This is a genomic window from Lichenifustis flavocetrariae, from assembly GCF_026130545.1.
GTDB lineage: Bacteria > Pseudomonadota > Alphaproteobacteria > Rhizobiales > Beijerinckiaceae > Lichenihabitans > Lichenihabitans flavocetrariae.
Map to the genome: position 1 here is coordinate 1 of NZ_JAMOIM010000080.1, position 11,056 is coordinate 11,056.

The following is an 11,056-nucleotide window of genomic DNA, read 5'->3' on the forward strand; positions in this document are numbered from 1 at the left end:
TCTCGTCACCTGACAGGCGGGGCAATCTGCCCCGTCCATCGAGCCCGTCCCATCAACCCGCAAACCTCTCCACCCCCAAATCCGCCCTTCCGCCGGAACGAGGAGGCGCGTCGCCAGAGGCGCAAAATCGGACAAACGGCACGGTCCGGCCGAGAAAATCCACCTCAATGCTTATTGGCCTGCATAATCCGGGCTAGGGGGCGACCGCTCTGAATTCGTCGCGTTGCGTTTGGCTGGGGGACCTGGACTCCAACCAACATCCGGAAAACCCGAAAGTTCAGTGATTTCAGACTGGGAGTCTGCCTCAACTTGAGGTCGCTTGGACCACAGTTTTGGACACTGCGTCAAGATGCAATAGGGCGGAACGTGAGCGGTCCATAACGATGCAGGCAGTTCAGGACAACGTCTCGGGCGACCCTGATGGAAGGCGGGCTGAGGCGCATCCAACCAGACGCTTCCCCCGATAAGAGAGCCAATGCGGCGCATCTAGCCGCTTGGGGCACGACCTGCGGCACATCACGCCTGATCGGTCCGTTTCCCTACCGAGTGTGTGCGCTCCGGGGAGCACCCGCGACCATGGCCAGCCCAGCAACTGCCGGGCGACATGACAGACCAACCCCGCATGACCTCACCGCAAATGCTGCTGAATAGGCCTATTGCCACACGAGGAGGGCTATCCATCCGAGCAGTAATGCCCAGGAGTGGTCAATGGTAAGGCGCATCAGCAGGGTAGCAAGGTCTGATGTCGCCGACGCGACCGTCGAACGTAATGAGACGGGTCAGCGTACCGACAGCAACGACACCTATCTCCAAGACAAGGCCCTTTCTCAGGGCCGGCGGTCAGGGGAGGTGATCGGGGGATTAGACTGTTGCTAGCTCTCATCCAGGGCCGCCCGCTCGGTCTTCGAAGCCGCGCTTCCACGCCCGATATGTTTTCAACGCGACGGCTCGCTTGGAGGCCGGCAGGGGTTCGGGCCGCCGGTCCGGTTCGGGGGCCGGCCCGGAGAGGCGGCATTGCCGGCGACCTTGAAGTAGCTGATCTCACGGCTTAGGTCGTCTATCACAGCAGTCGTTGCCGACATTCCTCCGCCCCCTCAGTGCGTTCACAGGCTGCGGCCGCACTATAGGCCCGTTGGAGCGGGCCGTGGCTCATCGGGTGCCAACCACCCATGTTCGCAGAAGGCAGTAAGATCGACACCCGGAGTGGCATACCACTGCCCTGCTCGATAGCGCGCCCCAAGTTTCAGGGCGACATCCTTGTTGCCATAGGGAATCTGCAGTGGGGTATCAGTTCCCGAACTCTCCCGAGCGGCCGTTGGCGGCTTAATTTTTCCGGTGACATTTGCCGCGAGCTTCCGAGATCGATTTATTGGAGCCTTGGTTTTTAGAGCAATTGCTTTCGTCTGCGCGTTGACAGGCTCACGGCGGCTCTCGCCACGCTTCTTGGCCTTGTTGGAGTCGATCCACGTCGCCATGGCGGCCGAACTGGCCTTGGCCGCGTCGGGAACAACGATGCCTTTCTCCTGCGCGAGCTTCTCGGCGAATATCATTTGCGCCGGACTCGCGGGCCTGGAGCCAGACACACCAGGTATTTCACAGCCAGCTTTCTTGGGGGCGTGCTGGTCGAGGAACGCGCGGCAGATTGGTCCTGATGTCGTATAGCCCGGTGGAAGTTTGACGCCGTTCGCCCGGGCGATGCTGTCCGCAAAGCGTTTCATCGCGGAAGTTGGCGGGCGTGATCCCGTGCCGCCAGCCGCGGCGGCGCCAAGCAAGGGCGGTCGTCCGGCGGCGGCGCCTTCCTGGAGTTTGCCGATAATGCGTTGGGCGACGTCGCAAACCGCATCGATCGCGCCGATCATCTCCTGCTTGCCGATCACGACCTCGTCGAGAAGGCTTTCGAGTTGCGCGGTTAATCCAGGGTCGACCAGCGACGGATCAGCCTGCTTGAGAACCCCGAATAGCGACAGCCCAGTCTCGGTGGGCACGATGTTCTTTCCCTGGGCAACAAGGAAACCCTGTCTCTTGAGTCCGCCAATGATCTCGGCGCGGGTGGCCGGAGTGCCGATGCCTTTGGCTTCTTTCAGTCGCTCCCGCAGCACCTCGTCGTCGACGAAACGCCAAGCATTCTGCATCGCCTCGATCAGCGTGCCTTCATTGTATCGCGGCGGAGGCCGCGTCTCCTTGTCCTCAATCGTGGGGTTTTCGAGCTTCGTGGTCTCACCGTTGCGCAATGCTGGCAGCAATTGCGCTTCATCGCCTTTTTCGTCGGCGGGCTGCCACTCCGGGAACGCTGCGCGCCAGCCAAGATCAATGGGCTGGCGACCGGCGGCGCGGAAAGGAAAACCCCGGACGTCAAGCGTCGCGGTCGTCTGACGGTAACGGAAGTCTGGCATGACGGCGGCGAGATAAGTCCGCGCGATCACGTGGAACAGTTTCTTCTCGTCGATCGAAAGACGCGGCCAGACTTCCAGCAGGTTGTCGACGGTGCTGACATTGGGAATGACGGCGTGATGGCTGGCGCCCTCAAGTCCTTTGTCATGAAAACTGCCGCTTGCGCCCTTTCTGATGATCGGGGGACCGGGCACAGGGATCGCGCTGAACGACTTGCCCGCCTGCAAGCCGGCCACGATCTTCGGGACGTCCGATATCAAGCTCTCTGGGAGATACCGCACCTCGGCGCGGGGATAGGTGATGATCTTTTTGCCCTGGCCGTCGTACAGTTCCTGCGCGACTTCCAGCGTCTTGCTGGCCGGCCAGCCGAAGCGCGAGCTGCACAATTTCTGTAGCGAGGGCAGATCGTGGAGCTTTGGCGGCCCTTGCCGCTTGTCTTCTACGCGCACGCCAAGCGGGCCCTGAAAGTTATGCGCCGCTTCGACGACCTTCTCAGCGACCTCGCGCCGGACAATTCGCTCCTGCGGCGCGTACCGCATCTGGAATTGACCGCCAGCTATGTTCGCGGTCGCGACAACTTCAAAATACGCCTGCGGGACAAAGTTCCGGGTTTCGAGCTCGCGCCTGCAGACGATCGCCAAGGTTGGCGTCTTGACCCGGCCAACCCCAATAACGCCCCGCGCGCCCTGACCAAGAATGACGGTGGCGGTTCGCGTCAGCGACAGGTTGTAGATCTGGTCGGCTTGTCGGCGCGCAACGGCGGCGGCGTAAAGAGAAGCGTATTCGTCGTTTGGTTTCGCCCGGCCGAATGCGTCGCGGATCGTCTGAGAGTCCTGCGCGGTGAACAGCACCCGCATGACCTGGCCGCGGTAATTGTAATGCTCGAGAATTTCCTGACCGATGAGCTGCCCCTCGCGATCGCAATCGGTGGCGAGCCATACCCACTTTGCGGTACGCAGCGCTTCACGGATGGCTTTGAGTTTCGCGGCTTTGTTGCCACCGTCTGCAGGGCGGGTGCCATAAAGCCCTTCGGGACGAAGCAGGATCGGCGACCAGCGCTTCCAGGCCGACACGACATCCTCGGGTTCCAGAAGATCCAGCAGATGTCCCTCGGCCGGGAGGATGTCCCCGTAGCGAGACCCCACGGCGGCGCGAACGTCTTTCGCCTGGCTGGTCTTCTCGGTGATGACGATCTGGTCCGCCATATAGCTCTCGTTCAGGGGACTATAGCGGGGAACGCGTAATCTGGAGAACATAGAGTGAACACGACCGAGTCGCAAGTGTCCCTTTGAGTGGGTATCGGTCAAGAAAGCAGTAGAGACCTCGGGTCAGCGCGGCGATGCCAAGCTCGCGAAGCGTTTTATCCACTGCGACCGCACTGAGATCGGTCGGGCTGGAGCCGGGTTGGGCATGGTTGCTAAACGCTGGGCTCGACAGGATGCCAGCGCGACAGCGCGGCCTGGATGGCATGCTGAAACGGCTCCCGGCCTGGCGCGCATCGCCGCTCCCTCAACTTGCCGAGTTCTCGCAGGGCCCATTCGATCGATCCGATCTGGCGCGAAGCCGCGAGAAGATGCTTCACGGCGTCGTCGACTTCGGACACGCTCGGGTCATAGCCCCCACCATCGAGCATGCTCGAGAGCGCGAGCAGCGCGACGGTGGCGGCGAATTTCGGCTCCTTGCCGCAGAAATCCCGGGCCGCCCGCATCAGCGTCGACGGGTCTGCGCCCTGAGTGGCGGCACACTCGACGGCGATGTCGAAAAATCCGGAATCTTTCGCGGCCGCAAACCATTTGCACTTGTTGCCGCCGGTTTCGATCAAATCCAGCAGCATCTGGCGGCGGTCGCTGTTCGGATAAGTGCGGACCAGAGAGCGGTAGACTGATAGGTTCGTCGTGCCGCTGGCCGCACGCAGGCCATAACGTCGATAGGCCTCATCCGCGCGACCGTGGTCGATCAATAGTTTTTCACAAAACCGGTCGATGGACGTTTCGGAGAAGCGGGGGTTCGTGTCGCTGCGGGCGGCTTCGGCGTACGCGATCGCGGATTCCCACAAGCCCTGCCGAACCAGAGCCTCCGCGCCGAACCTGTGCCAGGACCAAGACTTCATCCGCCGCGTGGCCAGCAGCTCTTGAAGTCCGGCGTAACGGCCGCCCTCCAGCAGGCACGACAAGCAGATGGATGTTCCAATGACATGGTTGAAGGTTTGGTGGTCGGCCCAGGCGCGCCGCACCATTTCGATCATTCGGTCGGCGTATGCGTCGATCAAGTCCGGATATTGGGCAATCTCGCCCCAGCGATCTTCCAGCGGCGCCAGATATTCGACGCCGTCGTTTTGCACCGCCTCGAACAATCTCTCGAGCCACTTGCTTCTGGTCGCGTGGTCCGCCGGCGCGGCGGTCAGGATCGGGATCAGCTCGGTGATGGTGCGAAAGACCGCGCCGCCAAGAGCGCCTGATGAGGTATCAATACTCTGGAACGCCGGCCAGATGCGCTCCATCAACGACACGACGCCATCTCCAGCCGCGACAGGATCGGATTTCGCCACGGACCTGATCTCAAAGGCGGCTTCCTTGAGCCGGCCGATCGCGAGATTCGACCCGCGCCAGCCAAAGGCGTTGGCGCGAAACTTCGTCTTGAACTGCCACTTGCGATCTGACGCCATCGGTCTCGTACGCTATTTTCAAGGTCAGCCTGATTTAGCCACCCGATGAAGAGCGACCGCCTGCCGCACCGAGGTTGGGATTCGCGGCACAGGGTGCGTTCGGATCCATGAAAGTCCGGATCGCGGCTCGACGCCCTCCATTTATGACCCGGCCTAATAGAAGCCGGCGTCTCTGGTGCAAAGCGTGCCCGCCTCATCGGGCGGCAGATCCGAGCGCCATTGGGATGCATAGAAGCGTTTGAACAACCCTACTTCACAGAGCTCAGTCGGGAGCACGTCTTGGTCATCGTGATGGGAACAGTCCTTGCTCCGGGCAAGCGCACGATTACCGCGTGCCTACCTATGACAGGGCGGGCCGACGCAGCCAGTTTCTCCTCCTGGTCTTTTTGACGTCCGAATGCCCGCGGCGGCGATCGCAATCGGTCTATGAGCAATGCGGGGCGCTGACGTGCTCGTTTGCCATCATGTGCTCCTCGATGCGCACAAACTGGAAAACATTCATTTCGGACGTGTGCAACAGCCTCTACGCCCGGAGAGCGCCTTCCGCTGGCTGGCCCAGACCGACAGCGCCACCGCGATCAACGACCCCGCTCCAAGTATGATGAGGGACCATCCCCTGTCCCCAGAGGAACCCGGCCGATGCGGACCTAATGGCCCCCCCGATGAAATTGGCGACCACGAACGCGGTGTTCAGCCGGCTTCGCGCGGCCGGGTCGATGGACAGCATCCGGGTCTGGTTGAGGACGTTCACCGCCTGGATGGCTACGTCGAGCAAGAGTACGGCCAGGAGCACGGCGGCAATCGAACGCGAGCCCAGGCCGGCGATGAGGAGCGACAAGAGCGCGAGAACCAAGGCCGCGCCGGTCGCTCCCGCCGACGAACCGCGGTCGTGCAATCGGCCCGCCCGGCGTGCCGCTAGCGCGCCGGCCAGTCCAACGAGGCCGACCAAGCCGATCCGGCTTACCGAGTAGGAGAACGGCGGCGAACTGAGCAGGAAGTTGATCCCTGTCCAGAACATGGAGAAGACCGAAAACGCGATCGCCGCGATGACCAGCGTCACCTGGGCGCGTCGGTGTCGTTTGACCGTCGTCAACACGGACAGCAGAAGCTTCGGTTAGGAGACCGGAGCACGCGGAATTTCGGGTGGCAGGACTCGTGCCATTACGACCTCGAATTGCTCTACATGCTTGAGGGCGAGGTGGTGTACCGCCACGCCGACAAGCTCTATCCGATGCAGCCGGGCGACAGTCTGTTCTTCGACGCCGATGCGCGCCATGGCCCGCACAAACTACGTCGGCTCCCAATTCGGTTTCTGTCGATCATCTCCTATCCCCGAACGGAGACGGGCTAGGAGCCCGCCCGAAGCAGCCTGGGCCTCGTTTGGTCCCGTAGCGGTAAGGATTGGGCAGCAGGAGATTGGATGTCTTGTAGGTCAGCTCAAGGCCGTCTTTCCCGATGGAGCAGGCGTCTGCAGGCTCTGCGCGAGAGATCCAATACCGGGCGGCGACGTGCCTTTACCGATCGCATGGCGCCGATCAACCAGCTCCGCGCCCTCCTGCCGGAGGGCTAGGATCGTTCCGCGATGGTAATGGCTAAAGTGATGGCCGCTCGGTGCTGATCGAGTGTTTTGCGGCGATCGCGACTCGAATGCCATAGCATGGCTCACGCTGTAGTAACCTTTGGTTCAGACACGCGAGCCGGAGACGCGAGATGCTTGATCGCGTCGCCCACCGCTATGGCGCCCTCCCGCTCAACGATGCCGACCAAGCCGCGACGACCGATCGCGGCGTTGACGAAGTCGGTGGCGATGCGTGGCGTTCCATGGACGCCCGCAAGCTTCTCTGCGGGGTGTCGGCACGGCGCGTTCTGCTCCGTGATGAAGATGGCGGCGCCGGAGGGGAAGAGCAGCCGCGATGCAGGGGTCAGCAGGCTGAGGCGCGGGAGGCCGGACACGACGACGTTGGCGCCGAGCAACGCCGGGTCGACGTCATCCAACCCCAGCAAACCCGCAATCTCCGCGCACTCCTCGACCGACACGAGCGAGAGCTGGCGGGTATTGGCGATCGGGGTGCCCCGCCGATGCCATGGCGTCCGTGCATCGGCCGTCCGCAAGAAGCCGGCGTGCCTGTCGCCTCCGATCCCCTCGAACGTCAGCGTGAGTTCGGCAACCGTCCTGGTGACGTAGTCTCCACCGTCCGCAGTCAGCAAACTGACAATTCGAGGCATCATCGGCACTCCAGCATGGCCATGTCGGTGGCGGCGGCAAGGATCGTTCCTGGACTACGGCGAGGCGCCCACGGGTATGCTCGGCTCGCTCGCACCGGTGGCGAACACCCTCTCAACGATATCGAAGATTAGGTCGGGAAGGACCCCGAAGGCGTAGTGGACGTCGAGCCGCTCGAGAGGCGTGTGATAGTCGCGACCCCAAGGACCGGCGTTGATGATGGGCACGCCGGCTACACCGGCAGTTTCCGGCCATCCGATCCACGATGCCCAACCGGGCGTGTTGCGCGCGATGTCGTCCAGCGGCCCTTCGTCGGCTTCCCCGAAGAAGCTCATGTCTGAAATCCCCGCGAACACCGGCTCGCACCGGATCGTCACACCATGTCGCGTGCCGACGATCCTCGTCGCTTGCTGTGCCGCCTGTTCGAGCCGCCGGGCTGCGGGAGAAGCGGACAGGTGGGTTGGCAGGTAGGGGACGGAGCCGAATCCCGTGACGACGGCCGGTCCCTGCCAGCCGCTTGCGTGCCACAGCCGCTCGGTGAGGCGGCGGCATCGCTCGGGCAGGCTGGCGGCAGGCTCGTCCGCCGCCTCCCGAGCGCGATCGAATCGGACAGGGTCATGCGAACGGACATGGTCGGCCAGCGCCGAGAAGCGCAGCACGGGCACCTCGTGCACCGAACCGATGGCCGTCGGGCCCGGGCGGAAGCGGGTCGCACGCTCCCGCAGGGCCGAGAGCATCCCGTCGACGGCCTCGTGGCAAAGGGCGTCGAACGCGTCGAGGACACTCGCGGGCGTTCGGCGCACGATGTTGACGTTGAACGCGGCGTAGGCGGTGGCGGGGGTAGTCACATCGTACCCGCCCCTCCCATCGCGCAGGATCAACAGGCTCGGCGGGGTTGCGGGACCCGCAAGGTGATCGGTCAGCTCGACGGCCCATTCCGCGCGGCTCACGATGGCAGCCGCCAGCACCGCCGCATTGAGGCCCGCTTGCGGGAAGCCCGCGTGGGTCGGCAGGCCGACCACGAAGGCCGTTGGCAGGAGCTTGCCGATGGTTCCCAAGGCGACGCTGCGGCCCGCAGACCCGTCGCCGTCGTCGGCGATGGCGTCGAGGTTCACGGCTCCGATCAAGTCCAGATCGTGCTCTCGCGCGATGGCACGCAGCTCGGGTGCGGCCCTTCGTGCGCCGTCCGAGGAACGCTCCTCGTCCGGGACCGCGACGAACAGGATGTTGCCGCGATCGCCCTCCCTTGCGAAGCGCTCGGCCACCGCGATGCCGGCGGCGAGGCCCGCCTTCATGTCGAGCAGTCCGCGGCCGGGCAGGAACGCACCGGAGGCAAGGTCCGCTTTGGCCCGCATCTCCGCAGGCGTGCTCGCCGACCGGTCCAGGCGCCGCATCAGGGCCGCCGCCAGAGCCTCGGGCTCGGTTGCGATCGCCGCCAGATCGCCGTAGTCGCTCACGGCGACGGTATCGTAGTGCCCCGTGAGCAGGACCGTCTCGCGTCCCCGTCCGCGCACCAGCATCGCGACGCACTGCCGCCGACCATCAGGCGGAACCCCAAACGTCCACACCTCGGCTGCCGGCGCTTTGAGACGGGTCGACAACTGCTCGGACAACCACGGGCCGAACGAGGCTTCGTCGGCCGATCCGGTGACGCTCGGCCTCCGCGTCATCGCGATCGCCCACGCCTGGGCCGATGCCGCTACGCGCGCGCTGCCCGCCACTCCATGGTCCGCCATCGGCTGCATGCTCCTCACTCGTCCAAAAAACTCCGTCGGCCCGGTTGCCGATTTCCCCCGCCTGAGCGGCCGAGTTCAGCGACGGTTGCGCGTCCGGCGTGAACCAGTTCTGCCGGCGACGCCAGTCCCCCCGGAAGTTCGGCGAACGAGCACGCGCCTTGCGTGACGAGGTCACGGATCGCGTGCCCCGTCACGGAGGGGACAGGGTCAGGCCAACGCTGTCGATCGTCATAAGGCCTTCCCAAAGGGAGTAAGGCGTGTTTGGGCAGCAGCGAGAAGCGGACGTCACTCGCTTTAGGCTCGCTTGATGAGCAGGCGAGCGGCGCGGCCTTCGATCCCGCTCTGCTGGTCGGACTGACCACCTGCCTGCGCGTCGAACCCACCTTCTCGCCGCGCTGGCATCTGCAGGCCCGTGTTCTCGGACTGAGCGCCGCGACCCATCAGTCCATCGAGCGGCTCCGTGTCGACCAGTTGCGCCAGACGCTGCAACGGGAAGCGCTCTTCGACAGACAGCGGTCGCTCGCCACGCCACCGGATCTCACGCGGCTCTGCGTCATCCACCCGACCGGTGCGGCCGGCTATGCCGATGTCGCCGCCGAACTCGATCGATGGCAGAGCGCCGGTCTACTGATCCTTCAACGCCATGAGACCCCGTTCGAGGGCGAACGCGCGGCGGCCGGATTGATCGCGGCGCTGATGATGGCCGCTGACACGGTGGAGGGCGTCCGCCCCGATCTCATCATGATCGTCCGCGGCGGTGGCGCGAGCGCCGGATTGCAGAGCCTCAACAACGAGAGCCTCATCCGCACGGTCTGCCGCTGCCCGGTGCCGATCGTCAGCGGCGTCGGCCATGCCGTCGACCGCACCTTGCTGGACGAGGTGGCCTGGCGGGCCTGCGACACCCCCAGCAAGGCGCTCGCCCTCGTGGCCCGCCTGATCGGCGCCCCCGCCGGCCGTGCCCGTGCCGATCTGGGGGCGATCACGACGGCGGCCCGCCAGCGGATTGCGAGCGCGACAGACGGCCTGTCGCTGGCACGGGACCGGGTGGTCGCCGCCGTCGACAAGGCGGTCGACCAGGCCGGGGCCGATCTCCGGACGCTTGAGGTGGGTCTCGACAGCGCGAAACGATCCCGCAGCCAGAGCCTCGCGCAGTGCCGCATCGATGCCGATCGCCTCTGACGAGAGTGCGCCGCGCGCGGTCGGGCGCTGATCACTGACGCCGAGAGGGCCGGGCTCACCCTGAGCCACAGCCTCACAGCCGAGATCCGGCGCCGTCTCGCCCACGTCGATCCAGGTGATGCCCCGTCCGCGGCTGTCACACGCGTCGCGACCGCGCAGGTGGCGGCCGCCGCCCAGCATTGCAACGCCCTGTTCGCCAGCATCACGGCCGCCGTCCGGACCCGCTTGGCCGCAGCCGAGAGCGCTCTCGTCCGCAGCGAGGCGCACCTTGCCGAAACCGATCTCGCAGCCGTGCTCGGGCGTGGCTTCGCCCTCGTGCTCGATGCCGACGGGCACCTCATCCGCTCACAGGCCGCCGCCCTCCACGCTGGCCGCGTGACCCTCATGCTCGCGGACGGTCTGGTGACCGCCGTCCTCGAGACCTCTCCGGCCACCATTCCCAGAAAGCACGACCGATGACCCAGAACACCACAATCCCAGCGCCCACCCAAACCTACGCCGCCGCCTATCAGCGTCTCAACGAGATCGCTACACGGCTGCGCGCGCCGGGTTCGGCCGCCACCATCGACACCTTGGCGGCCGACGTTCGCGCCGCCCGGGACGCCTATCAGGCCTGCAAGGATCGGCTCGACGCTATCCGGCGCGAGATCGACCAGGAGATCGGGCCGGCCGACGCGGACGCCTGACCCCGACGCCACGCCGGGCGGCTGCGACGGACCTCACGTCCAGCCGCCTTGCGCCGGCACCTGCGGGCCGGGCCACCACCCAGCCATTCCGATCCCGAGAGGCGACCCGTCTCGGCCTCGACATCCGCTTCGTGGTCACCAACGTGGCAGAGGGCACGCCGGCCTGGATCTACGA

General features: G+C 65.0%; 8 protein-coding genes and 1 pseudogene. 4 read left to right on the forward strand and 5 right to left on the reverse strand.

The genetic code is table 11. The features are described 5' to 3' along the window. Positions 1-1,121: 1,121 nt before the first annotated feature. The 3 genes from M8523_RS34575 to M8523_RS34585 all read right to left on the reverse strand — a co-directional run bounded on the left by M8523_RS34575 (position 1,122) and on the right by M8523_RS34585 (position 6,116). The gene (locus M8523_RS34575) at positions 1,122-3,596 is read right to left on the reverse strand and encodes a DNA topoisomerase (protein WP_282589353.1); all 2,475 of its coding nucleotides are present in this window, start codon (positions 3,594-3,596) and stop codon (positions 1,122-1,124) included. Positions 3,597-3,808: 212 nt separating this feature from the next. Next, positions 3,809-4,894 carry a hypothetical protein gene (locus tag M8523_RS34580; RefSeq protein WP_282589354.1) on the reverse strand — a complete coding sequence of 362 codons (1,086 nt, stop codon included), beginning with the start codon at positions 4,892-4,894 and terminating at the stop codon, positions 3,809-3,811. Positions 4,895-5,579: 685 nt separating this feature from the next. After that, on the reverse strand, positions 5,580-6,116 hold the full coding sequence (locus tag M8523_RS34585; RefSeq protein ID WP_282589355.1) for an MFS transporter: 537 nt from the start codon (positions 6,114-6,116) through the stop codon (positions 5,580-5,582). Between the two features lie 99 nt (positions 6,117-6,215). Here M8523_RS34585 and M8523_RS34590 point away from each other — a divergent pair. Continuing rightward, positions 6,216-6,407 (forward strand): annotated as a pseudogene (locus tag M8523_RS34590) (cupin domain-containing protein); the annotation flags it as partial. Positions 6,408-6,718: 311 nt separating this feature from the next. Here M8523_RS34590 and M8523_RS34595 read toward each other — a convergent pair. Then, entirely contained in the window at positions 6,719-7,285 is a 567-nt protein-coding gene (locus M8523_RS34595; RefSeq protein ID WP_282589356.1) for an MOSC domain-containing protein, read from the reverse strand. A gap of 51 nt (positions 7,286-7,336) precedes the next feature. Further along, positions 7,337-9,016, reverse strand: coding sequence for a M20/M25/M40 family metallo-hydrolase (locus M8523_RS34600; protein WP_282589357.1), 1,680 nt, complete (start codon positions 9,014-9,016; stop codon positions 7,337-7,339). A gap of 261 nt (positions 9,017-9,277) precedes the next feature. Here M8523_RS34600 and M8523_RS34605 point away from each other — a divergent pair, with 261 nt between their 5' ends. The 3 genes from M8523_RS34605 (at position 9,278) to xseB (ending at position 10,881) form a co-directional block, all read left to right on the forward strand. Next, positions 9,278-10,195, forward strand: coding sequence for an exodeoxyribonuclease VII large subunit (locus tag M8523_RS34605; RefSeq protein ID WP_282589358.1), 918 nt, complete (start codon positions 9,278-9,280; stop codon positions 10,193-10,195). An 84-nt stretch (positions 10,196-10,279) separates the two neighbouring features. Next, complete coding sequence (locus M8523_RS34610; RefSeq protein WP_345894359.1) at positions 10,280-10,654, forward strand: exodeoxyribonuclease VII large subunit; 375 nt, start codon at positions 10,280-10,282, stop codon at positions 10,652-10,654. Next, positions 10,651-10,881: an exodeoxyribonuclease VII small subunit gene (xseB, locus tag M8523_RS34615; protein ID WP_282589360.1), complete on the forward strand. Its 231-nt coding sequence runs from the start codon at positions 10,651-10,653 to the stop codon at positions 10,879-10,881. Before M8523_RS34610 ends, xseB begins: the two co-directional genes overlap by 4 nt. The last annotated feature ends 175 nt before the right edge of the window (positions 10,882-11,056 follow it).

What these genes read in the sequence shown, in the direction of transcription:
- M8523_RS34575 (WP_282589353.1), bottom strand. Translation starts at nt 3,596, where the DNA reads ATGGCGGACCAGATCGTCATCACCGAGAAGACCAGCCAGGCGAAAGAC.
- M8523_RS34595 (WP_282589356.1), bottom strand. Translation starts at nt 7,285, where the DNA reads ATGATGCCTCGAATTGTCAGTTTGCTGACTGCGGACGGTGGAGACTAC.
- M8523_RS34600 (WP_282589357.1), bottom strand. Translation starts at nt 9,016, where the DNA reads ATGGCGGACCATGGAGTGGCGGGCAGCGCGCGCGTAGCGGCATCGGCC.
- xseB (WP_282589360.1), top strand. Translation starts at nt 10,651, where the DNA reads ATGACCCAGAACACCACAATCCCAGCGCCCACCCAAACCTACGCCGCC.